This is a genomic window from Burkholderia sp. MS455 (assembly GCF_016899445.1).
Classification (GTDB): domain Bacteria; phylum Pseudomonadota; class Gammaproteobacteria; order Burkholderiales; family Burkholderiaceae; genus Burkholderia; species Burkholderia pyrrocinia_C.
In genome coordinates this window covers 391,734-414,053 of the sequence record NZ_CP041779.1, presented here as the reverse complement: position 1 = coordinate 414,053, position 22,320 = coordinate 391,734, and the positions used below count along the sequence as shown (strand labels likewise).

The following is a 22,320-nucleotide window of genomic DNA, read 5'->3' as shown; positions in this document are numbered from 1 at the left end:
AGCGGAAACGCAAAAGGGCAGCCGATGGCTGCCCTTTTGCTTTGCGTCGAAGACCGTGTTGCCGCGGATGTGACCTCAACCCCACTTTGCTTTGCTCCCCAACGCCACCGGGCCGCACAGGCATGGCCGAAAGAAGGCCACCCGCCGCGCGCCGCCCGGCGCACCGTCGTCAACTCGCGGCTTCGCCGTTCTCCGCCTCACCCTCTTCGGCCGGCTTCTTCGGTACGAAGAACCGCGCGGCCAGGATCCCGGCCTCGTACAGCACGATCAGCGGCAGCGCGAGCATCAGCTGCGAGAACACGTCCGGCGGCGTGACGACCGCGGCGACGACGAACGCGCCGACGATCACGTACGGCCGGATCTCCTTCAGCTTCTTCACCGTCAGCACGCCCATCCGGACGAGCAGCACGACGACGATCGGCACCTCGAACGTGACCCCGAACGCGACGAACATCCCGAGCACGAAGCTCAGGTAGTTGTCGATGTCGGTCGTCATCTCGGCGCCGAGCGGCGCGTTGTAATGCGCCATCACGCGGAAGATCGTCGGGAACACGAAGAAGTACGCGAACGCCATCCCGCACAGGAACAGGAAGTAGCTGCTGCCGACGAGCGGCACGACGAGCTTCTTCTCATGCTGGTACAGCCCCGGCGCGACGAATGCCCAGATCTGGTACAGCACGACCGGCAGCGCGATCACGAGCGCGACGAGCATCGTGACCTTCATCGGCACGAAGAACGAGCCCGTGACGTCCGTGACGATCATCTTGCCGTCCTTCGGCAGGTTCTGCATCAACGGCCGCGCGAGCAGCTTGAAGATGTCGGGCGCCCAGTAGACGAGCCCGAGGAACACGACGATCACGGCCAGCCCCGCGCGAATGATGCGATCGCGAAGCTCGACGAGATGGGAAATGAAGGTTTCTTCCGGGGCGTCGCCCGGGTTCTGCTGGGGGTCGCTCACACCGGCCCTCGGTAGGATTGACGAGCGAGCATGCGCTCGACTCAGAAGAAGCGCGTCGGCCGGCGCAGGCTGGCCGGCTGGTGGCGCGCGACACGCGCGGCGCCCGACTGCACGTGCGTGCGGCGGGTAATCGCGCGCTTGTACCAGACAGGCGTCGCCGCCTGCTTGACACGCCAGTTGCGGCGCTTCGGCGCGAGCGCGGCCGTACTGCCGCGCCACGACGGCGCCGCCGGCGTGTCGGAACCGTACGACCCGGCATCGCCGGAAGCCTCGTTAAGACCGCCGACCGCGGAATGCCACGTGTCGTTCAGTTCCTTCTCGTGCTCGCGCAGGTTGTCGTGAATCGTCGTCTCGACATTGCGCGCGGCCGACTCGAAATCGGTCTTCATCGTCCGCAGCGCGTCGAGTTCGATTTCGCGCGAGACCTCGGCCTTCACGTCGTTGATGTACCGCTGCGCGCGGCCGAACAACGCGCCTGCCGTACGCGCGACGCGCGGCAGGCGCTCGGGGCCGAGCACCACGAGCGCGACGACGCCGATCAGCGCCATCTTCGAAAGACCGAGATCCAGCATCGAGAATGCCTGTCAGCGTGCCGGCATTACGCCTTGTTCGAATCGGAACGCGTCGTTTCCTTCGCGTTGACGTCGACCGAGCCCGAGCGCGGCAGTTGCTGCGCGTCGGCCGGCGTTTCGCCTTCCTTCATGCCGTCCTTGAAGCCCTTCACCGCGCTGCCGAGATCGTTGCCGATGTTGCGCAGCTTCTTCGTACCGAAAACCAGCGCGACGATCAGCAGCACGATCAGCCAGTGCCAAATGCTCAATCCACCCATGATGAAACCTCTCCTCAACCACGCCGCTGCGCGGCGCAAATCGCCGGCGACGCGCCGGCTTCGACTATCGATGCGGGGAGAACGCCCCGCGCCGTCAACCCATCCGATGCCACGGACGCGGGCCGGCCAGGATATGCGCGTGCAGGTGGTAAACCTCCTGCCCGCCGCCGGGGCCCGTGTTGATCACCGTGCGAAAACCGCTTTCACCGCCCGTATACGCGACGCCAAGCTGGTCGGCGAGACGCGCGACGAGCAGCATCAGCCGCCCGAGCATCGGCGCATCGCCATCGCTCGCCGCCGACAGCGTCGGCAGGTGCCGGCGCGGAATCACGAGCACGTGCGTCTCGGCCGCCGGGCGGATATCGCGAAACGCGACGAATTCGTCATCCTCATGCACCTTCGTGCTCGGGATCTCGCCTGCGGCGATCTTGCAGAACAGGCAATTCGGATCGTGACTCATGTTGCTCCTGCAGACACCCGCGCGCGGCCGGTCAGAACCACGCCTGCGGATCGAGCGTCTTGTTGTCGTTCAGGTACAGCCAACCCTTGATGATACGGTACAGCGTCCAGATCCATGTGACAAACATCACTGCGAATCCGACCACCACGAACATCAGCGCGAACCCGATCACGTAGGCGATCAGCGCGCGCCAGAACGTGCGGATCTGCCACTCGAAGTGATCGGCGTACGGCGTGCCGGCCACGTCGCCGCGCTTCACGTAGTTGATGATGATCGCGATGATGCCCGTGACGCCGCCCGTCAGCCAATGAAACGCATAGAGGCCATAGAGCACGTGAGTCAGCGTGCGCAACCCGTTCAGGCGTTCGGCGTCCGCGGCCCCCGGCACCGACGGCGGCGGAAACTGGCTTGGCGTATCGGTCATGATGCTACCCCCGTTAGATGACAATTCTTACAGCTTACCGCACTGTCGCCACCGCGGCGGGCCGATGCGTGTCACCCGCCGTTTTCCTCGCGCTCGCGGCGCTTGCGCAGCGCCTTCTCCTCGATGCCCGACAACCCTTCGCGACGCTCGAGCTCGGCGATCACGTCGGCCGGGCTCAAGTCGAAGTGCGACAGCATCACGAGGCAGTGGAACCACAGGTCGGCCACCTCGCCGACGAGCGCGGTCGGCGCGCCGCCCTGGCGCACGTCCTTCGCGGCCAGCACGACTTCCGTCGCCTCTTCGCCGATTTTCTTCAGCACCGCGTCGTCGCCCTTGTGGAACAGGCGCGATACGTACGATTGATCGGGATCGCCGCCCTTGCGGCTATCGATCACCGCCGCGAGGCGCAGCAGCGTGTCTTCGGTCGATTGCGTCATTTGTAGATGTGTTCGGGATCTTTCAGCACCGGTTCGACCGCGACCCAGTCGCCGTCGTCGACGGTGCCCTCGAATTTCTGGAAGAAGCACGAATGCCGGCCGGTGTGGCACGCGATGCCCGACACCTGCTCGACCTTCAGCAGCACGACGTCCTCGTCGCAGTCGAGCCGCACCTCGTGCACGTGCTGCACGTGGCCCGACTCCTCGCCCTTGAACCACAGGCGCTTGCGCGAGCGCGAATAGTAGACCGCGCGCTGCGTCTCGATCGTCTTCGCCAGCGCCTCGCGGTTCATCCACGCGAACATCAGTACGTCGTTCGTCGATGCTTCCTGCGCGATCACCGGCACGAGGCCGTGGTCGTCCCAGCGGACCTTGTCGAGCCACTCGGGCAGGGATTTCGTTTCCGTATTCATCACAGCCTCACCGGAATGCCCTGGTCGGCCATGAAGCGCTTCGCCTCGCCGACCGTGTGCTCGCCGTAGTGGAAAATGCTCGCGGCCAGCACCGCGTCGGCGCGGCCATCCTTGATGCCGTCCGCGAGATCCTGCAGCGAGCCGACGCCGCCCGACGCGATCACCGGCACCGGCACCGCGTCCGACACCCCGCGCGTGAGCGCGAGGTCGAAACCCGACTTCGTGCCGTCGCGGTCCATGCTCGTGAGCAGGATCTCGCCCGCGCCGAGCTCGGCCATCTTGCGCGCCCATTCGATCGCGTCGAGGCCCGTGCCCTTGCGGCCGCCGTGCGTGAACACTTCCCAGCGCGGCGTCTCGCCGTCGGCCGACACGCGCTTCGCGTCGATCGCGACGACGATGCACTGCGAGCCGTACTTGTCGGCCGCGTCGCGCACGAGCTGCGGGTTCGCGACCGCCGACGAATTCATGCTGACCTTGTCCGCGCCCGCGTTCAGCAGGCGCCGCACGTCCTCGACGGCGCGCACGCCGCCGCCGACGGTCAGCGGAATGAACACCTGCGACGCAACCGCCTCGATGATCGGCAGGATCAGGTCGCGCTGGTCGGACGTCGCGGTGATGTCGAGGAACGTCAGTTCGTCGGCGCCCTGGTCGTCGTAACGGCGGGCGATTTCGACGGGGTCGCCCGCGTCGCGCAGCTCGACGAAATTGACGCCCTTGACGACACGCCCGGCGGTCACGTCCAGGCAGGGGATGATGCGTTTAGCTAGAGCCATGATGTTGCGCCAAATGCCGCGATGGGACGGCCGGTTACGGAAGCCTCGCGCGAGGCTTCCGGTCGGGGCCGCCCTGCGGGCAGCCCCGGCGAACGGGACAACCGCGCTTACGCGTTGTCGAGCTCGCCGTTCAGTTCGTCCGCGCGCTTTTGCGCGGCCGCGAAATCGAGATCGCCGGAGTAGATCGCACGGCCGCAGATCACGCCTTCGACGCCGTGCTCTTCCACTTCGCACAGATTCTCGATGTCCGTGAGGTTCGACAGGCCGCCGCTCGCGATCACCGGAATGCCGACCGCCTGCGCGAGCTTCACGGTCGCCTCGATGTTGATGCCCTGCAGCATCCCGTCGCGGCCGATGTCCGTGTAGACGATCGATTCGACGCCGTAATCCTCGAACTTCTGCGCGAGATCGATCACTTCGTGGCCCGTCAGCTTGCTCCAGCCGTCGGTCGCGACCTTGCCGTCCTTCGCGTCCAGCCCGACGATGATGTTGCCGGCGAACGCGGTGCACGCATCCTGCAGGAAGCCCGGATCCTTCACGGCCGCCGTGCCGATGATCACGTAGGACAGGCCCGCGTCGAGATACTTCTCGATCGTCTCGAGGCTGCGGATGCCGCCGCCGAGCTGTACGGGGATTTCATCGCCGACTTCGTCGAGGATCGCTTCGATCGCCTCGAGATTCTTCGGCTTGCCGGCGAACGCGCCGTTCAGGTCGACCAGATGCAGCCGCCGGGCGCCGAGATCGACCCACTTGCGGGCCATCGCCGCCGGGTCCTCGGAGAAAATCGTGGCCTGGTCCATATCGCCCTGTTTCAGGCGCACACACTGACCGTCTTTGAGATCGATGGCCGGAATCAGCAACATAGCAATCGGGTATCGTCGTGGAAGAAGAAAAGAATCCGGCGCGTACCGGCCAATCCGGTACCGCGCCGTCTCGCTAGTTTAGTACAACTCTTTCGGCGCATTGGCGCGCGAGCCCCGCAAGACGGGCCTCTCCGGCCCGCCGATTGTGGCACGCACGCGACGTTCACGGTTTCCAGTGTACGAAGTTGCGATACAGACGCAACCCGACCTCCGCGCTTTTCTCGGGGTGAAATTGGGTCGCGAAGAGGTTATCCCGCGCGACCGCGGACGTAAACGGCGCGCCGTAGGCCGTTTCGCCGACCGTATGCGCCGGGTTGTCCGGGCACACGTAATAGCTGTGCACGAAGTAGAAATACGCGTCGTCGGGTACGCCGTCCCACAACGGGTGCGGCTGCGACTGGCGCACGCGGTTCCAGCCCATCTGCGGCACCTTGAAGCGCGAGCCGTCGTCCTGCAACCGGCCGTCGAGCTCGAAACGCACGACCTTGCCCGGCAGCAGGCCGAGGCCCTTCGTGTCGCCTTCCGCGCTCCAGTCGAACAGCATCTGCTCGCCGACGCATACGCCGAGCAGCGGCTTCGTGCGCGACGCCTCGATCACGGCCTCCTGCAGGCCCGATTCGCCGAGGCAGCGCATGCAGTCGGGCATCGCGCCCTGGCCGGGCAGCACGACGCGGTCGGCCGCGCGAATCGCGGCCGGCGTGTCGACGATCGCCACGTCGGCGGCCGGTTCGGCCTTCTTGAGCGCCTGCGCGACCGAGCGCAGGTTGCCCATCCCATAATCCACAATCGCAATCGAAGTTTTCATCTCAGTGCAGGCAGTAGCGCCCTCAGTCCATTGACGATGAATTCCACCGCCAGCGCCGACAGCATCAGACCCATCAGCCGCGTGGCGATGTTGATGCCCGTGCGGCCGATCCAGTTCGCGATCGGCTCGGCGAGCCGCATCGCGACGAAACACAGCAAAGCCAGGACCGCGCCGATCGCGACCAGCCCGGCCCGCTCATACCAGTGACGCGAGTTCGCCGCATAGATGATCACCGTGCTGATCGAGCCGGGGCCCGTGAGCAGCGGAATCGCCAGCGGCACGACCGCGATGTTGTCCTTCAGCTCGGCCTCGTGGCGCTCCTCCGGCGTCGATCGCGTGTTGCCGATCTGCGCGTTCAGCATGTTGATCGCCATCAGCAGCATGATGATCCCGCCGCCCACTTCGAGCGAGCCGACCGAAATGCCGAAGAAGTCGATGATCTGCTGCCCGAGCAGCGTCGTCACCGTCATCACGCAGAACACCGACACCGACGCGATCCGGATCGTGCGGCGCCGCTCGATGTCCGTCTGCTGCGCCGTCAGGCTCAGGAAGAACGGCACCGCGCCGATCGGATTGATCAGCGCAAGCAGCGAAATGAACGATTTGAGCAGATCCATCGCAAGCCGGCGCCGCGCGCCGAAGCCGTGAGGTTGTCCTTAGCGTCCGTCCGTTCGGAAGTTCAGAGGCTGCCCTTCGTCGACGGGATCTGCCCCGCCGCACGCTCGTCCAGCTCCACCGCCGCGCGCAGCGCACGGCCGAAGGCCTTGAACACCGTCTCGAGCTGATGGTGCGCGTTGATCCCGCGCAGGTTGTCGATGTGCAGCGTGACGCCCGCGTGGTTCACGAAACCGCGGAAGAACTCGATCGACAGGTCGACGTCGAACGTGCCGATCCGCGCACGCGTGAACGGCACGTGGAATTCGAGGCCCGGCCGGCCCGAGAAGTCGATCACGACGCGCGACAGCGCCTCGTCGAGCGGCACGTACGAATGGCCGTAGCGGCGAATGCCCTTGCGGTCGCCGATCGCCTTCGCGACGGCCTGCCCGAGCGTGATGCCGACATCCTCGACCGTGTGGTGGTCGTCGATATGCGTGTCGCCATGCGCTTCGACCTCGAGATCGACCAGACCGTGTCGCGCGATCTGATCGAGCATATGGTCGAGAAACGGCACGCCGGTGGCCAGCTTCTGCCGGCCGGTGCCGTCGAGATCGAGCTTCACACGGATCTGCGTTTCGCTGGTATTGCGAACGACTTCCGCCACACGCATGGCAATTCCTTGATTGAGTCTGATGTAAATGGGGATTGATCGTCGCGCGCCGCCGCGCCCTGGGCTCAACCGGGCAGCGCGAGTTTCAAAGCAGCCAGCAGGCGGGCGTTTTCGTCGGGAGAACCGACGGTCAGCCGCACGCATTCGGCCAGTAACGGATGCATTTTACTCACGTTTTTGACCAGCACCCGCTCGGTGAGCAGCGCGTCGAACACGGCGGCCGCGTCCGGCACGCGCACCAGCAGGAAATTGCCGGCGCTCGGGAACACCGTCGCGCCCGGCAGCGCGGCCACGGCCTGCGCGAGGCGCGCGCGCTCCGCGCGCAGTTCGGCCGCCTGCGCGTCGAGCACGTCGAGGTGGTCGAGCAGGAAATCGGCGGTCGCCTGGGTCAGCACGTTGATGTTGTAAGGCGGACGCACCTTGTCGAATTCGGTCAGCCACGCGTGCCGCCCGACGAGATAACCGAGGCGAATGCCGGCGAGGCCGAGCTTCGACACCGTGCGCATCACGACGACGTTGTCGAACTCGGCAGCGCGCGGCAGCCACGAGCGCTCGGCGAACGGCTGGTACGCCTCGTCGATCACGATCAGGCTGTGCCGCGCGGCCGCGACGATCCGCTCGACGTCTGCATCGTCGTACAGCGTGCCGGTCGGGTTGTTCGGGTACGCGAGATAGACGATCGCCGGGCGGTGCTCTGCGATCGCCGCGAGCATCGCGTCGACGTCGAGCGTCAGGTCGGCCTTCAGCGGCACGCCGACGAATTCGAGCTGCGCGAGCTTCGCGGACAGTTCATACATCACGAAGCCCGGCACCGGTGCGAGCACCTTCGCGCCCGGCTGCGCGCACGCGACCGAGATCATGCTGATGATTTCGTCCGACCCGTTGCCGAGCAGCACGTCGCATGCGGCCGGCACGCCCATCGCGTGGCGCAGCTTGTCGAGCAGCGCGGCCGGGCGCGGCGCCGGATAGCGGTTCAGCGCGACCTGCGCGAGACGCTCGCCGAGCGCCGCGGCGAGCGGTTCGGGCAGCGGATACGGGTTCTCCATCGCGTCGAGCTTCACGAATCCGCTCGCGTCCGGCACCGGGTAGCTCGTCATCGCGAGCACGTCGCGGCGGATGATGTCTTGTGGCGTCGTCATGGTTTCAAGCCGGCGTGCGTCGCGCCGGCATCAAATGGTCGGCAAGGCGGCGGCTGCCGCCCTGCGCTGCGTCTCCTCAGCCGAGAGCGGCGCGTCAGCGCCCGCCCCGGCCCCGCGCAGAGCGCGCGGGTTACCCCTTCATCCGGAACTCGGCGCTCTTCGCGTGCGCCTGCAGCCCCTCGCCGTACGCGAGTTCGGACGCGATCTCGCCGAGCGTCTGCGCGCCTTCGGCGCTGACCTCGATCAGGCTCGAGCGCTTGATGAAGTCGTACACGCCGAGCGGCGACGAGAAGCGCGCGGTGCGCGACGTCGGCAGCACGTGGTTCGGCCCCGCGCAGTAGTCGCCGAGGCTCTCGCTCGTGTAGCGGCCGAGGAAGATCGCGCCCGCGTGGCGGATCTGCTGGCCCCATTGCTGCGGCTCCAGTGCCGAGATTTCCAGGTGCTCGGGCGCGATGTCGTTCGCGATCCGGCATGCCTCGGCCATGTCGCGCACCTTGATCAGCGCGCCGCGGCCTTCGAGCGACGCGCGGATCACGTCCTGGCGCGGCATCGACGGCAGCAGCTCGTTGATCGCCTTCTCGACGCGCTCGAGGAACGCGGCGTCCGGGCACAGCAGGATCGACTGCGCGAGTTCGTCGTGCTCGGCTTGCGAAAACAGGTCCATCGCGACCCAGTTCGGATCGGTCGTGCCGTCGCACAGCACGAGAATTTCCGACGGCCCCGCGATCATGTCGATGCCGACCGTGCCGAACACGCGGCGCTTCGCCGACGCGACGTATGCATTGCCGGGCCCGCAGATCTTGTCGACGGGCGGCACCGTTGCCGTGCCGTACGCGAGCGCGCCGACCGCCTGCGCGCCGCCGATCGTGAACACGCGATCGACGCCGCCGAGCAGCGCCGCGGCGAGCACGAGGTCGTTCTTCACGCCGTCCGGCGTCGGCACGACCATCACGATCTCGCCGACGCCCGCAACGCGCGCGGGAATCGCGTTCATCAGCACCGACGACGGATACGCGGCCTTGCCGCCCGGCACGTACAGGCCGACGCGGTCGAGCGGCGTGACCTTCTGGCCGAGCACCGTGCCGTCGCTTTCCGTGTACTGCCAGCTATGCGTGCCGCACTCGATCTTCTGCTTCTCGTGGTACGCGCGCACGCGCGCCGCGGCCGCTTCCAGCGCCGCGCGCGCCTTCGGCGCGAGGCCGTCGAGCGCCGTCTGCAGCGCATCCTGCGGCAGTTCGAGCGCGGCGACGCTGTCCGCGTTCAGCCGGTCGAAACGGTTCGTGTACTCAAGCACCGCGGCGTCGCCGCGCGATTTCACGTCGGCGAGGATCTGCGCGACCGATTGCTCGATCGCCTCGTCTTCGCTCGCTTCGAATGCGAGCACCGCACGCAGCGCGGCGTCGAAGCCGTCGCTCGTCGAATCGAGTTTGCGGATGGTGATGGCCATGGGAGTTCCGTTACGGTGATGCGCTCAACCGCCATTCTGCGACGCGCGTTCGAACGCGTCGAGGATCGGCTTGAGCGCCGCGCGCTTCAACTTCAGCGCAGCCTGGTTCACGACGAGGCGCGACGAGATCGCCATGATCTCCTCGACCTCGACCAGATTGTTCGCCTTCAGCGTGCCGCCCGAGCTGACGAGGTCGACGATCGCGTCGGCCAGGCCCACCAGCGGCGCGAGTTCCATCGAGCCGTACAGCTTGATCAGGTCGACGTGCACGCCCTTCGCCGCGAAATGCTCGCGTGCCGTTTCGACGTACTTCGTCGCGACCCGCAGGCGCGCGCCCTGGCGCACCGCGTTCGCATAGTCGAAGCCGGCCGGCACGGCCACCGACATCCGGCAGCGCGCAATGTTCAGATCGATCGGCTGGTACAGGCCCGAGCCACCGTGCTCGACCAGCACGTCCTTGCCGGCCACGCCGAAATCGGCCGCGCCGTATTCGACATAGGTCGGCACGTCGCTCGCGCGCACGATGATCACGCGCAGGTTCGGGTCGGTCGTCGGCAGGATCAGCTTGCGCGACGTTTCCGGATCCTCGGCCACCTGCACGCCGGCTGCGGCGAGCAGCGGCAGGGTTTCCTCGAAAATCCGGCCCTTCGACAGGGCGAGGGTCAGCGGCACGCTCATGCTTGGCTCCCGGAGAGGCGGCGCACGTTCGCGCCGACGGCGGTCAGTTTGGCTTCCATGCGGTCGTACCCACGGTCCAGGTGATAGATGCGGTCGACGATCGTTTCGCCGTCGGCACGCAGCCCGGCGATCACGAGGCTCGCCGACGCGCGCAGGTCGGTCGCCATCACGTTCGCGCCCGACAGTTTCTCGACGCCCGTCACGAGCGCCGTGTTGCCGTCGATCGTGATGTTCGCGCCGAGCCGGTTCAGCTCCTGCACGTGCATGAAACGGTTCTCGAAAATCGTCTCGACGACCTGCGCGGTGCCCGTCGCGACCGTATTGAGGGCCATGAACTGCGCCTGCATGTCGGTCGGGAACGCCGGGTATTCCGACGTGCGGATCGTCACCGCCGACGGCCGGCGGTCCATCTTCACGCGCAGCCAGCTGTCGCCTTCCTCGATCGATACGCCGGCTTCGCGCAGCTTGTCGATCACCGCGTCGAGGATGTGCGGGCGCACGCCCGTCAGCATCACGTCGCCGCCCGCCGCCGCGACCGCGCACAGGAACGTGCCGGCCTCGATGCGGTCGGGAATCACCGAATGGCGCGCGCCGTGCAGCCGCTCGACGCCCTGGATCACGAGGCGATCGGTGCCGATGCCGTCGATTTTCGCGCCCATCTCGACCAGCAAGTGTGCGAGATCGCTCACTTCCGGTTCGCGGGCCGCGTTTTCGATCACCGTTTCGCCGTCGGCGAGCGTCGCGGCCATCAGCAGGTTTTCCGTCCCCGTCACCGTGATCATGTCGGTCACGATGCGCGCGCCCTTCAGGCGCTTCGCGCGCGCTTCGATGAAGCCGTGCTCGATGCTGATCTCGGCGCCCATCGCCTGCAGGCCCTTGATGTGCTGGTCGACCGGACGCGCGCCGATCGCGCAGCCGCCCGGCAGCGACACCTTCGCCTCGCCGAAGCGCGCGAGCAGCGGCCCGAGCACGAGGATCGACGCGCGCATCGTCTTCACGAGCTCGTACGGCGCCACGAGGTTGTCGACGCGCGACGCATCGAGCTGCACGCGGCAGCCGTCGGTCTCGCTCTTCACGCCCATCTGGTTCAGCACCTTCAGCGTGGTGCGCACGTCCTTGAGGTTCGGCACGTTGTCGAGATCGACCGGATCGGCGGTGAGCAGCCCCGCGCACAGGATCGGCAGCGCGGCGTTCTTCGCGCCCGACACGACGATCTCGCCGGACAGGCGGCGCCCGCCCTCGATCGCGAGCTTGTCCATCCCATGTCCGTGCGATTCCCCGTTGGCGGCCGGGTGTGCCGTGGCGACGCTCTGGACGGCGTCGCGCTCGTTGACGGTGACTTGCACTCAGTGATTTCCGGTTATGCGTTCTGCCATTCGGCGGGCGTCAGCGTCTTCATGCTGAGCGCGTGAATTTCCTGCTTCATGCGATCGCCGAGCGCCGCATAGACGAGCTGGTGCCGCTGGATCGGCCGCTTGCCTTCGAAGGCCGCCGACACGATCGTCGCGAAGAAATGCTGGCCGTCGCCTTCGACTTCCAGATGCGTGCAGGCGAGACCGCCGGCGATGTATTGCTTGACCTGTTCGGGAGTCGGCAACATGGTGTAAGGCTCCTGTCGGCGCGCGCCGCCCCGGGGCGGCCGCTGCCTGTCGATATCAATGACGCAGTTTGTAGCCGGTCGCGAGCAGCCGCATCGCGACCATCGCGAGCAGCACGAAGAAACCGGCGACGATCGCGAGGCTCGCGAACGGGTTGATGTCGGACGCGCCGAAGAACCCGAAGCGGAAGCCGTCGATCATGTAGAAAAACGGATTGAGACGCGAGATCTCGCGCCACACGGGCGGCAGCGAGTGCGTCGAATAGAACACGCCGGACAGGAACGTCAGCGGCATGATCAGGAAGTTCTGGAACGCGGCGAGCTGGTCGAACTTCTCGGCCCAGATCCCGGCGATCAAGCCGAGCGTGCCGAGGATCGCCGAGCCGAGCAGCGCGAACGCAATGATGAACAGCGGCGCCGCGAAATGCATCGGGATAAACCAGATCGTCACGACGAATACGCCCGCGCCGACCGCGAGCCCGCGCACGACGGACGCGAGCACGTACGCGCCGAAGATGTCGCGGTACGACAGCGGCGGCAGCAGCATGAACACCAGGTTGCCGGTGATCTTCGACTGGATCAGCGACGACGAGCTGTTCGCGAACGCGTTCTGCAGCACGCTCATCATCACGAGGCCCGGCACGAGAAAGCTCACGTACTCGACGCCCGGATACACCTCGACGCGGCCCGACAGCGCGTGGCCGAAGATCGTCAGATACAGCAGCGCCGTCACGATCGGCGCGCACACCGTCTGGAACGACACCTTCCAGAAGCGCAGCAGTTCCTTGTAGAACAGCGTTTGAAAACCGCTTCCCGACACTCGCCGGGCCGCCCCAAGAGTGCCGGGCGCCCCCTCGGGGGGCAGCGAACGCAGAGAGCGTGGGGGTTCCTGTTTCATGCCAATCCCTCGATCACCTCGGCCCCGTTCATCACCTGGACGAACACATCCTCGAGGTCGGCCTTGCGGACCTCGATCTCGTCGAACGTGCCGCCCGCCGCGCGACACTGCGCGAGGATGCGCTCGACATCGTCGTAGCTCGTGAGGCGCAGCAGGTGCTCGCCCGGCGCGCGTGCGGCCGGATCGGTCTCCAGCCCGCGCAGCTCGGCCGGCAGCGCGCCGGTCGCCAGGCGCAGGTAGAGCTGCAGCCCCGCGAAGCGGCGCAGCAGCGCGTCGGTGCGGTCGAGCGCGACCACTTCGCCACGGCGCAGCATCGCGATGCGGTCGCACAGCGACTCGGCTTCCTCGAGGTAATGGGTAGTCAGCACGATTGTGTGACCCTCGCGGTTCAGGCGCGAGATGAATTTCCACAGCGTCTGGCGCAATTCGACATCGACACCGGCGGTCGGCTCGTCGAGCACGATCACGGGCGGCCGGTGCACGAGCGCCTGCGCGACGAGCACGCGGCGCTTCATCCCGCCCGACAGCGCGCGCATGTTCGCGTCGGCCTTCTCGGTGAGGTCGAGATTGGCCATCACTTCATCGATCCAGTCGTCGTTGCGGCGCAGCCCGAAATAGCCGGACTGGATGCGCAGCGTCTCGCGGACGGTGAAGAACGGGTCGAAAACGAGTTCCTGAGGCACGACGCCGAGTGCGCGGCGCGCACCACGGAAGTCCTTGACGACGTCGTGGCCGCGCACCGAGATACTGCCTTCGTCGGCCCGGGCAAGCCCGGCGAGGATGCTGATGAGCGTGGTCTTGCCTGCGCCGTTGGGGCCGAGCAGACCGAAAAACTCGCCTTCCTCGACCGACAGGCTGACGCCCTTGAGCGCCTGAAGCGACTTGTAGCGCTTCTTGACGTGACGGATTTCTATGGCTGACATGACTGTGCGCGACGCAACGGCCGCGACGCCTATTCTGTGCTTGCTGCGAAAGAAAATGGGGGCCGGACGCCGATTGGCTGCCCCGCAAAACGCTTGATTATAGGGCAAACCGGCTGGCGGAGCCGGCGCGGAAGGCGCGCGGCCTGAAGCTTGCGCGCGCCGGCTGGCGCGGCAGGCTCCGGTCGGACAGGGTCAATGTCGCTCGGCGCCTTCGATGAGTGCGTCGACGCCATAGGCGCGCGCGAGGCTGGCGAGCTTCGGGGGGAGATTGAGGATGTCGAGGGGCGCGCCGCGCGATTTGGCGGCACGTTGCCATGCAAGCAGCACGGCGAGCGCGGACGAATCGAACTGCGTCAGCGCCGCGCAATCGACGGCGGTCGCACCCGCGACGATGCGCGCCAGACCGTCCGCGAGCGCGGACTTCGCGCTCGCGACGGTCAGCGAGGAGCCGGCTTCGAAGCCGCTCACGACGCTTGCTTGCCGGAGGCAAGCTGCTGGTTGCGCTGCGTCAGGAACTGGATCAGGCCTTCCACGCCGCTTTGCTGGATCTTCTCGTTGAACTGCTGCTGGTACGTCTGGATCAGCCATGCGCCGAGCACGTTCAGGTCATACACCTTCCAGCCGCTCGCCGACTTGTACAGGCGGTAATCGATCTGGACCGGCTGGCCGTTGTTCATCGCGACCGTCTTGACCACGACGTCGGTATCGGCCGGATCCGCGCGGAACGGCGGGTACTGGATCTGCTGGTCCGGCTTCAGCTGCGCGAGCGCGCCCGAATACGTGCGGATCAGCAGCAGCTTGAACTGCTCCTGAATCTGCTGCTGCTGCTCGGCCGTCGCAGTGCGCCAATTGCGGCCCATCGCGAGCTGCGTGGTGCGGCGGAAATCGGTGTACGGCAGGATGTCCTTGTTGACGATCGTAATGATGCGATTGGTGTCGCCCTGCTTGATCGTCTGCTGCTTGACTTCGTCGAGCACTTGCTGCGTCGCCGTCTTGATCAGCGCCTGCGGGTTCGACTGGTCGACTTGCGCGTGAGCTGCGCCGCCGAACGAGAACAGCGCCGCGAAAACGGGGATCAGGAACAGTTTTTTCATCATAGTGACCTGCATGAATGAGTCGATGCGAAGATTGGAGCAGGTAGCTTACGCGCAAGTTCGCGTGCGCTACCGACTGAATCGTTTCCGGCTGTAACGAATGTAATTCCGTCAGTGCAGCCGGATGCTCGGGAAGCGGAACCCGCCCGGAGACGGCGGCGCCACCTGCATCGCCGGCACGTTCGTTTCGCTGGCCGGGTTCGGCGAAACGGCCGTGCCCGATGCCGGGGCAGCAACCGCCGTGCCCGATGCGCCCGCCGGTGCCACCGCACCACCCACCGCCGCTGCACCCGCTGAACCGGCCGCGCCGGCGGCCGCCGGCGCCGCGCCGTCGTCCGGCAGGTCGTACTTCGGCAGCGCATCGTTGCTTGCCGTCGAGCCTGCCTCGCCGCGCGCGTTGTCGATCAGCATCTGGCGGCGCTGCAGGTACGCGTTGCGCACGAACGAATACTTGTCGAGCGCCGCGGCATCCAGCACGTCGCCCGCGCCGAGCAGGTTCGAGCGCGTGTTGACGAGATTCACGCCGAACAGGCCCCAGCTCAGGCCATCCGGCTTCACATAGGTCAGCGGGTTGCCGACGTAGTCGACACCAAGGCCGGCCGTGTCGCGCACCGTGCTCGGGCCGAGCAGCGGCAGCACGAGATACGGGCCCGACGGCACGCCGTAGCGGCCCATCGTGACCCCGAAGTCGGCGGTGTGTTTCGGCAGCTTCGCGATCGTCGCGACGTCGAACAGGCCGCCGACGCCGAACACCGTGTTGATCACGACGCGCATGATGTCGCCGACGCCGTCCGCGATCCGCAACTGCACGATGTTGTTCGCCGCAACGTAAACGTCGCCGATGTTCGAGAAGAAGTTCGTCACGCTGTCGCGCACCGGCTGCGGCACGACCTTCTGGTAACCCTGCGCGACCGGCTTCAGCGCGTACGTGTCGACCGTGTCGTTGAACTTGTACATCGTCCGGTTGAAGCCTTCGAGCGGATCGCCCTTGGTCGGCGTCTGCACGGTCGCGCAACCGCTCAACGCGGCGACTGCCGCCACCGCGAGCGCGGCGTGCCTGATGCGGATCGTCTGCATGGTCATTCCCCTCTTGTATTCTCTCGTGTGGTTATTGCGCTGCCGAACCGGGCGCGGCGGACACGGCGGACGCCGGCACCGCCACCGGTGCGGGTGCGGCCGGCGCGCCGGCCGCCGGCTTCGCGCCGCCCGCATCGGCGGCCTTGCTGTACAGGAACTGGCCGATCAGGTTCTCGAGCACGATCGCCGACTGCGTCATCGTGATCGTGTCGCCTGCCTTCAGCATTTCGGTGTCGCCGCCCGGATCGAGACCGATATATTGCTCGCCGAGCAGGCCCGACGTCAGGATCTTCGCCGACGAATCCTTCGGGAACTGATACTGGCCGTCGACATCGATCGTCACGAGCGCCTGGTAGGTGTTCGTGTCGAAGCCGATCGACTTCACGCGGCCGACCACGACGCCGGCACTCTTCACGGCCGCGCGCGGCTTCAGCCCGCCGATATTGTCGAATTTCATCCTCACCGCATAGGTCGGCTGAAACGACAGCGAGCTCATGTTGCCGACCTTCAGCGCCAGGAACAGCACCGCAAGGAAGCCCACCACCACGAACAGGCCGACCCAGAAGTCGAGAGCAGTCTTTTTCATCGTCATCCCAAAATATGGCTTGGCTGAGGCCTAGCTGAACATCAGCGCGGTCAGCAGGAAATCGAGGCCGAGTACGGCGAGCGACGCGAACACGACCGTCTTGGTGGTCGCGCGCGACACGCCTTCGGGCGTGGGCTTCGCTTCATACCCCTGGTACAGCGCAATGAAGGTCACGGCGAACCCGAACACGATGCTCTTCAGCACGCCGTTGCCGACGTCGGCCCAAACCTCGACCCCGCCCTGCATCTGCGACCAGAACGCGCCCGGATCGACGCCGATCAGCAGGACGCCGACGACGTAGCCGCCGAGCACGCCCACCGCGTTGAAGATCGCGGCCAGGAGCGGCATCGCGATGATGCCCGCCCACATGCGCGGCGCGATCACCGTCTTGATCGGGTCGACCGCCATCATCTCGAGCGCGGTGAGCTGCTCGCCGGCCTTCATCAGGCCGATCTCGGCCGTGAGCGACGTGCCCGCGCGGCCCGCGAACAGCAGCGCGGTGACGACGGGCCCAAGCTCGCGCACGAGCGACAGCGCGACCAGGAGGCCGAGCGCCTGCTCGGACCCATAGCGGTTCAGCGTGTAATACCCCTGCAGGCCGAGCACGAAGCCGACGAACAGCCCCGACACGGCAATGATCACGAACGAATAGTTGCCGAGGAAGTGGATCTGCTTCGTGACGAGCCGCGGCCGGCGCAGCAGCGGGAAGAATTCCAGCACGAGGCGCACGAACAGGCGCGTGCCGTAGCCCGTGCGCTCGAGGCCGCCGATGACGTAACGTCCGATCGCGCTGATCATGCGCGCCCTCCGCCGAGCCCGAAATCCGCTGCAAGCGGCGGGCTCGTGTAATGAAATTTGAACGGGCCGTCCGGCGCGCCGTCGATGAACTGCCGCACGCTCGGGTCGGTCGACGCGCGCAGCTCGTCGGGCGTGCCCTGCGCGAGCACGCCGCCGTTGGCCAGGAAATACACGTAGTCGGCGATCGCGAACGATTCCGGCACGTCGTGCGTGACGAGGATCGACGTCGCGCCGAGCGCCTGGTTCAGCGTGCGGATCAGGTTCGCGGTGATGCCCAGCGAGATCGGATCGAGGCCCGCGAACGGTTCGTCGTACATGATGAGCTGCGGATCGAGCGCGATCGCGCGCGCCAGTGCGATGCGGCGCGCCATCCCGCCCGACACCTCGGACGGCATCAGGTCGCGCGCGCCGCGCAGGCCGACCGCGTTGAGCTTCATCAGCACGAGGTCGCGGATCAGGTCTTCGGGCAGGTCGGTGTGCTCGCGCAGCGCGAACGCGACGTTCTCGAACACCGACATGTCGGTGAACAACGCACCGAACTGGAACAGCATGCCCATCTTGCGGCGCAGCGCATACAGGCCGTCGCGCGTTTGCGCGCCGACATCGGCGCCGTCGAACAGCACCTGGCCGCGGCGCGCGCGCACGAGGCCGCCGATCAGGCGCAGCACGGTCGTCTTGCCGCAACCCGACCCGCCCATGACCGCGACGACCTGCCCGCGCCCGAAGCGCAGGTTCAGGTTGGACAGGACGAGGCGGTCGCCGTAGCCAAAGTCGACGTCGCGAAGTTCCAGCAGGGTCTCGGTAGGAGTGGGGCTCACGGAGCGGACAGTCCTTTTACGCAGAACGCCGAATTATAGGGCCTGCATTGGAATGATGTCGTGACGCCGTTCCGGGCCCTGCGGTCAATGATTGTCAAATTGTCCGGGAAAACATTGCTGCAATGCAATAAGCGCGGTCCGATAGTCGGCCGCGGCCGTGACAGCGCTGACCACCGCGACGCTGCCGACACCCGTCGCCAGCACGTCCGGCAGCGTATCGAGCCCCACCCCGCCGATCGCGACGAGCGGCGCCCGCGCGCCCGCAAAGCGCGCGTAGCGGGCGATCCGCGCGAGGCCCTGCGGCGGTGCGGCAACGGCCTTGGTCGCGGTCGCATACACGGGGCCGAGCGCGAGATAGCTCGGGCGCTCGTGCAGCGCCCGCAACATTTCGTAATAACCATGGCTCGACAGCCCGAGCCGCAGGCCCGCACGCGCGATCGCGGCCAGATCGGCCGTTTCGAGATCTTCCTGGCCCAGATGAACGCCGTATGCGCCTTCATCTGCAGCGATCTGCCAGTGATCGTTGATGAACACGCGCGCATCGGGATAACGACGCCCGGCCGCGACCGCACGCGCGATTTCCCGGCGCAACGCGTCCGGCGCCGCGCCTTTCACGCGCAGTTGCACGGTCCGCACGCCGCAATCGAGCACGCGTTCGACCCATTCCGCGTCCGGCACGACCGGATACAGGCCGAGCTGCGCCGGGCACGGCGCGAACGCGGGCTCGGGCGCGGCCGGCAGCCCGGCGACGCGCGGGAACCGCGCGGCGTCGACCGGCCATGCGTCGACCGCACGCGTCTCGTCGCCGTCGCGCCACGCCAGCGCGAGCACCAGCGCGTCGACCGGCGCGAAGCCGCAATCGAGAAATGCGGCGAGCGCCGCGATCCAGTCGTCCGCGAGCGGATGCGCGGCGTCGAGCGCGTAGCGCGCGCCCGCCGCATGCAGCACCGCGCCCTGCTCGTCGAATTCGATCGCGACCGCGTCCGGCGACGCCGGTCGCGACGCGGCCGACGCGCGCGCCTGCGCGGTGCGGTCGCCGGCCGACACGATCAGCACGTCGCCGTCGGCCGGCACGTCGGGCGCCGCCACGCAAAGCCGCCACGGCGCCGCCGTGCCCGGCCAGTCGCCGAGCCGTGCGCGAATCCGCTCGGCCGCTTCGGCCAGTTCATCGGCCGGCGGCCAGAATGTGTCGGCGAAGCGCGCGCTCATGCGCCGCCCCCGTCCTGGTGCCAGAACGGCATCCCGACGACCGGCGTGCTCGCGTGCGCGGTCTCGCGCGCGTCCATCGGCCCGGCGAGATACGCGGCGCGGCCGGCCTCGACGCCCTGCGCAAAGGCGCGCGCCATGATCTCGGGGTGCGTGGCCTGCGACACCGCCGTGTTCAGCAGCACGCCGTCGAAGCCCCACTCCATCACCTGGCACGCGTGCGACGGCACGCCGAGCCCCGCGTCGACGATCAGCGGCACGTCGGGCAGCCGCTCGCGCAGCACGCGCAAGCCGTACGGGTTCACGACGCCCTTGCCCGTGCCGATCGGCGCGCCCCACGGCATCAGCGCCTCGCAGCCGGCGTCGAGCAGGCGCCGGCCGATCACGAGATCCTCGGTGCAGTACGGAAGCACCTTGAAACCGTCCTTCACCAGTTGCGCGGCGGCCTCGATCAGCCCGACCGGGTCGGGCTGCAGCGTGTAGTCGTCGCCGATCAGCTCGAGCTTGATCCAGTCGGTGCCGAACACCTCACGCGCCATGTGCGCGGTCGTCACGGCCTCGGCGACGGTCTGGCAGCCGGCCGTGTTCGGCAGCAGCGGCACCGCGTGGCGCTTGAGCAGGTCGAAGAAGCCGGCTTCGGCCGTGCCGCCCGTCATCTGGCGGCGCAGCGCGACCGTCACCATCCCCGGCCGCGACGCGGCGATCGAATCGGACAGCGACTGCAGCGACGGATAGCGCGACGTGCCGAGCAGCACGCGGCTCGCGAAGGTTTCGCCATACAGCGTCAGCGCGTCGGCGGATGTGAGGGACGTCATGTCGTTTTCCTGGAAGTGCGGGGACGAACCGGCGGCGCTCAGCCGCCCGCGACGGGGTGCACGACGTCGAGCTTGTCGCCCGCCGCGAGCGCGCGCGCCGCATGCTGCGTGCGCGCGACGAAGTTGCCGTTCAGCGCGACCGCGTACGGCGGACGCGCGCCGTACGCGGCGAGCGCGTCGGCCACCGTCGCGCCGTCGGGCAGCGTCAGGGTCTGTTGGTTGATCTGGATATCCATGATGCTTCGTCGGATTCGGTCGGCGGCGCGCGTCAGGCCGGCTGGCGCGCGTCGTTGCGGTGGTGAAGGAGCGTCGGCCAGCGGGCGGCGGCGCGCCACGCGGCGAACGCGTCGGCATCGCCGAACGCGCCGCCGAGCGCGGCTTCGGCGAACGCCGCCGCCGCGTGCGCGACTTCCGGCGCGATCATGAAGCCGTGCCGGTACAGGCCGTTGACGGCGAGCGTCGACGCGCCGTCCCAGATCACCGCCGGGCGATGATCGGGCAGCGTCGGCCGGCACTGCGCATTGAGTTCGAGGATGCGCGCCTCGCCGAACGCCGGATGCACGGAGAACGCCGCGCTCAGCAGTTCGAGCGCGGAGCGCACGCTGACGGGCGACATGTCCTCGCCCTCCACCTCGGTCGCGCCGATTACGTAGAGATCGTCCTGCTTCGGCGCGATATACAGCGGATAGCGCGGATGCAGCAGCCGCACGGGCCGGGTGAGCCCGATGCCGGGCGCATGCACGCGCGCGACTTCGCCGCGGATGCCGCGCAGCGCGGGCAGCGCGGATTTCGCGCCGAGCCCGCGGCAATCGATCGTGAAATGCGCGGCGGGAAGGTTCGCATCGTCGATCGTGACGTGCCAGTGCAAGTCGACGCCGCGTTCGGCGAGGCCCGCCGCGAGCGCGCGCAGCGCCTGGCGGTTGTCGAGCTGGCCTTCGCGCGGCAGCAGCAGGCCGCGCGCGAAGCGGCCCGCGAGCGCGGGTTCGGCCGCATCGACCTGCGCACCCGCGAGCGTGACGAAGCCGCCGTCGAACAGGTCGGCCGGCGCGTTCGCGCGCACGCGCCGCTCGAACAGCGGCGCCTCCGCGCGGTCCGCGTGATGCCAGACGACGAGCGTCCCGCGATGCTGGAAGAATACGGGTTCGGGCAGCTCGGCGAGCCACTGGGGCCAGCGCGCGAGCGACGCGACGCCGAGCTCGGTGATCAGCAGTTCCGCGCTCGCCGCTTCCGCGAGCGGCGCGAGCATCGCGGCCGCGATCCACGCGGCCGACTGCTCGCCGTCCGGGCCGCCGCGCTCGTAGAGCGCGACGCGATGCCCGTCGCCCGCGAGCCGCCATGCAATCAGGCGGCCGACGAGGCCGCCGCCGAGCACCGCGAAGTCGGGCCGTGCGGGCCGTGAATCCTGGACGTTCATCGCGCACGCTCCTCGCGAACCGCGCGGGCGCGCACGACGAACGTCGACGCGCACGCGCCGTCCCGTGCGAACGCACGCGACATCGGGCCGGGAGCCATGCAAAAGACTGAAGATTGTGCGGTCATCATTCCTTCCGTAACGCGCATACGCGTACCCAAAAGGACGAAACCGGCAGCAAAGGCCGGCCGGGCGGGACTCGGGCGCTGACCATGTGGGATGGCAGCCAGCGCGGCCCGGCGGGATCAGAAACTTCCCTCGCCGGTATTACCCGGATCGGGTGCGAAGGGTCTTTCTCAGCCTCGCCGCACCGCGCTGAACTTCCGCCGGCCGCATGCAAAGCACCCCTGTTTCGTCGTCGGCCATTAGACCATAAAAGCGGAAAGCGCCGCAAACTGTCCCCCTGCGGCAAATTCGCCGGCGCGCTGCGCCGCTCTGGCACAATGCCCGCAGGCCGGCCGCACGAGCGGCCGGTTGCCGCGTCACCGCCGGCCCTTAAGCGCCGTTTAAGACGCGCGGGCGACCATCCGCAACGCCCGCCGTCAGTCGGCGCCTCGCCCCGGCATGCCGTATCGCGGCGCGCGCCCGGCCTCGCCCGGCCCGC

The 22,320-nt window shown here is 67.6% G+C and carries 29 protein-coding genes and 1 riboswitch; all 29 genes read right to left on the bottom strand.

Features of this window, described 5'->3' with window-relative positions:
* Window positions 1–169: 169 nt before the first annotated feature.
* On the bottom strand, window positions 170–958 hold the full coding sequence (gene tatC, locus FPJ27_RS21075; RefSeq protein ID WP_072443903.1) for a twin-arginine translocase subunit TatC: 789 nt from the start codon (window positions 956–958) through the stop codon (window positions 170–172).
* A gap of 41 nt (window positions 959–999) precedes the next feature.
* Entirely contained in the window at window positions 1,000–1,530 is a 531-nt protein-coding gene (tatB, locus tag FPJ27_RS21070; protein WP_072443901.1) for a Sec-independent protein translocase protein TatB, read from the bottom strand.
* A 26-nt stretch (window positions 1,531–1,556) separates the two neighbouring features.
* On the bottom strand, window positions 1,557–1,787 hold the full coding sequence (tatA, locus tag FPJ27_RS21065; protein WP_034183658.1) for a Sec-independent protein translocase subunit TatA: 231 nt from the start codon (window positions 1,785–1,787) through the stop codon (window positions 1,557–1,559).
* A gap of 94 nt (window positions 1,788–1,881) precedes the next feature.
* Window positions 1,882–2,247 (bottom strand): histidine triad nucleotide-binding protein, encoded by a 366-nt coding sequence (locus FPJ27_RS21060; protein ID WP_096472296.1) that lies wholly within the window; start codon window positions 2,245–2,247, stop codon window positions 1,882–1,884.
* A 31-nt stretch (window positions 2,248–2,278) separates the two neighbouring features.
* The gene (locus FPJ27_RS21055) at window positions 2,279–2,671 is read right to left on the bottom strand and encodes a hypothetical protein (RefSeq protein ID WP_072443897.1); all 393 of its coding nucleotides are present in this window, start codon (window positions 2,669–2,671) and stop codon (window positions 2,279–2,281) included.
* A 71-nt stretch (window positions 2,672–2,742) separates the two neighbouring features.
* A complete protein-coding gene (locus FPJ27_RS21050; RefSeq protein ID WP_006485344.1) occupies window positions 2,743–3,108 on the bottom strand; it encodes a phosphoribosyl-ATP diphosphatase in 366 nt (121 codons plus the stop codon).
* On the bottom strand, window positions 3,105–3,521 hold the full coding sequence (gene hisI, locus FPJ27_RS21045; RefSeq protein WP_204425544.1) for a phosphoribosyl-AMP cyclohydrolase: 417 nt from the start codon (window positions 3,519–3,521) through the stop codon (window positions 3,105–3,107). Before hisI ends, FPJ27_RS21050 begins: the two co-directional genes overlap by 4 nt.
* Complete coding sequence (gene hisF / locus FPJ27_RS21040; protein WP_034183654.1) at window positions 3,521–4,294, bottom strand: imidazole glycerol phosphate synthase subunit HisF; 774 nt, start codon at window positions 4,292–4,294, stop codon at window positions 3,521–3,523. The genes hisI and hisF overlap by 1 nt, the downstream gene beginning before the upstream one ends.
* A gap of 107 nt (window positions 4,295–4,401) precedes the next feature.
* Window positions 4,402–5,157 carry a 1-(5-phosphoribosyl)-5-[(5-phosphoribosylamino)methylideneamino]imidazole-4-carboxamide isomerase gene (hisA, locus tag FPJ27_RS21035; RefSeq protein WP_034183653.1) on the bottom strand — a complete coding sequence of 252 codons (756 nt, stop codon included), beginning with the start codon at window positions 5,155–5,157 and terminating at the stop codon, window positions 4,402–4,404.
* Between the two features lie 163 nt (window positions 5,158–5,320).
* A complete protein-coding gene (hisH, locus tag FPJ27_RS21030) occupies window positions 5,321–5,962 on the bottom strand; it encodes an imidazole glycerol phosphate synthase subunit HisH (protein ID WP_072443891.1) in 642 nt (213 codons plus the stop codon).
* On the bottom strand, window positions 5,959–6,579 hold the full coding sequence (locus FPJ27_RS21025; protein WP_072443888.1) for a MarC family protein: 621 nt from the start codon (window positions 6,577–6,579) through the stop codon (window positions 5,959–5,961). The genes hisH and FPJ27_RS21025 overlap by 4 nt, the downstream gene beginning before the upstream one ends.
* 62 nt (window positions 6,580–6,641) lie before the next feature.
* A complete protein-coding gene (gene hisB / locus FPJ27_RS21020) occupies window positions 6,642–7,229 on the bottom strand; it encodes an imidazoleglycerol-phosphate dehydratase HisB (RefSeq protein ID WP_011546606.1) in 588 nt (195 codons plus the stop codon).
* Window positions 7,230–7,294: 65 nt separating this feature from the next.
* Window positions 7,295–8,368 (bottom strand): histidinol-phosphate transaminase, encoded by a 1,074-nt coding sequence (gene hisC / locus FPJ27_RS21015; protein ID WP_072443886.1) that lies wholly within the window; start codon window positions 8,366–8,368, stop codon window positions 7,295–7,297.
* 130 nt (window positions 8,369–8,498) lie between these two features.
* Window positions 8,499–9,815, bottom strand: a complete 1,317-nt coding sequence (gene hisD, locus FPJ27_RS21010) for a histidinol dehydrogenase (protein WP_072443884.1) — start codon at window positions 9,813–9,815, stop codon at window positions 8,499–8,501.
* Between the two features lie 24 nt (window positions 9,816–9,839).
* Complete coding sequence (gene hisG / locus FPJ27_RS21005) at window positions 9,840–10,493, bottom strand: ATP phosphoribosyltransferase (RefSeq protein WP_034183648.1); 654 nt, start codon at window positions 10,491–10,493, stop codon at window positions 9,840–9,842.
* The gene (gene murA, locus FPJ27_RS21000) at window positions 10,490–11,839 is read right to left on the bottom strand and encodes a UDP-N-acetylglucosamine 1-carboxyvinyltransferase (protein WP_204425535.1); all 1,350 of its coding nucleotides are present in this window, start codon (window positions 11,837–11,839) and stop codon (window positions 10,490–10,492) included. Before murA ends, hisG begins: the two co-directional genes overlap by 4 nt.
* A gap of 14 nt (window positions 11,840–11,853) precedes the next feature.
* Window positions 11,854–12,093, bottom strand: a complete 240-nt coding sequence (locus FPJ27_RS20995) for a BolA family protein (protein WP_006477131.1) — start codon at window positions 12,091–12,093, stop codon at window positions 11,854–11,856.
* 55 nt (window positions 12,094–12,148) lie between these two features.
* The gene (locus FPJ27_RS20990; RefSeq protein WP_239483364.1) at window positions 12,149–12,988 is read right to left on the bottom strand and encodes an ABC transporter permease; all 840 of its coding nucleotides are present in this window, start codon (window positions 12,986–12,988) and stop codon (window positions 12,149–12,151) included.
* On the bottom strand, window positions 12,985–13,911 hold the full coding sequence (locus tag FPJ27_RS20985) for an ABC transporter ATP-binding protein (protein ID WP_072443878.1): 927 nt from the start codon (window positions 13,909–13,911) through the stop codon (window positions 12,985–12,987). The genes FPJ27_RS20990 and FPJ27_RS20985 overlap by 4 nt, the downstream gene beginning before the upstream one ends.
* A 192-nt stretch (window positions 13,912–14,103) precedes the next feature.
* Window positions 14,104–14,379: an STAS domain-containing protein gene (locus FPJ27_RS20980; RefSeq protein WP_072443876.1), complete on the bottom strand. Its 276-nt coding sequence runs from the start codon at window positions 14,377–14,379 to the stop codon at window positions 14,104–14,106.
* A complete protein-coding gene (locus tag FPJ27_RS20975) occupies window positions 14,376–15,005 on the bottom strand; it encodes an ABC transporter substrate-binding protein (RefSeq protein ID WP_204426335.1) in 630 nt (209 codons plus the stop codon). The genes FPJ27_RS20980 and FPJ27_RS20975 overlap by 4 nt, the downstream gene beginning before the upstream one ends.
* 111 nt (window positions 15,006–15,116) lie before the next feature.
* A complete protein-coding gene (locus tag FPJ27_RS20970) occupies window positions 15,117–16,082 on the bottom strand; it encodes a VacJ family lipoprotein (protein ID WP_072443926.1) in 966 nt (321 codons plus the stop codon).
* Between the two features lie 31 nt (window positions 16,083–16,113).
* A complete protein-coding gene (mlaD, locus tag FPJ27_RS20965) occupies window positions 16,114–16,674 on the bottom strand; it encodes an outer membrane lipid asymmetry maintenance protein MlaD (protein WP_072443874.1) in 561 nt (186 codons plus the stop codon).
* Window positions 16,675–16,698: 24 nt separating this feature from the next.
* Entirely contained in the window at window positions 16,699–17,466 is a 768-nt protein-coding gene (gene mlaE, locus FPJ27_RS20960) for a lipid asymmetry maintenance ABC transporter permease subunit MlaE (protein WP_072443872.1), read from the bottom strand.
* Window positions 17,463–18,284 (bottom strand): ABC transporter ATP-binding protein, encoded by an 822-nt coding sequence (locus FPJ27_RS20955; protein WP_006477138.1) that lies wholly within the window; start codon window positions 18,282–18,284, stop codon window positions 17,463–17,465. The genes mlaE and FPJ27_RS20955 overlap by 4 nt, the downstream gene beginning before the upstream one ends.
* An 84-nt stretch (window positions 18,285–18,368) precedes the next feature.
* Window positions 18,369–19,493: a thiamine phosphate synthase gene (gene thiE, locus FPJ27_RS20950; protein WP_204425528.1), complete on the bottom strand. Its 1,125-nt coding sequence runs from the start codon at window positions 19,491–19,493 to the stop codon at window positions 18,369–18,371.
* Window positions 19,490–20,305 (bottom strand): thiazole synthase, encoded by an 816-nt coding sequence (locus FPJ27_RS20945; RefSeq protein WP_059232578.1) that lies wholly within the window; start codon window positions 20,303–20,305, stop codon window positions 19,490–19,492. The genes thiE and FPJ27_RS20945 overlap by 4 nt, the downstream gene beginning before the upstream one ends.
* A 38-nt stretch (window positions 20,306–20,343) precedes the next feature.
* A complete protein-coding gene (gene thiS / locus FPJ27_RS20940) occupies window positions 20,344–20,541 on the bottom strand; it encodes a sulfur carrier protein ThiS (protein WP_027783340.1) in 198 nt (65 codons plus the stop codon).
* A 32-nt stretch (window positions 20,542–20,573) separates the two neighbouring features.
* Window positions 20,574–21,719, bottom strand: a complete 1,146-nt coding sequence (locus FPJ27_RS20935) for an FAD-dependent oxidoreductase (protein ID WP_204425527.1) — start codon at window positions 21,717–21,719, stop codon at window positions 20,574–20,576.
* Window positions 21,720–21,952: 233 nt separating this feature from the next.
* Window positions 21,953–22,075, bottom strand: a riboswitch (TPP riboswitch).
* Window positions 22,076–22,320 lie beyond the last annotated feature (245 nt).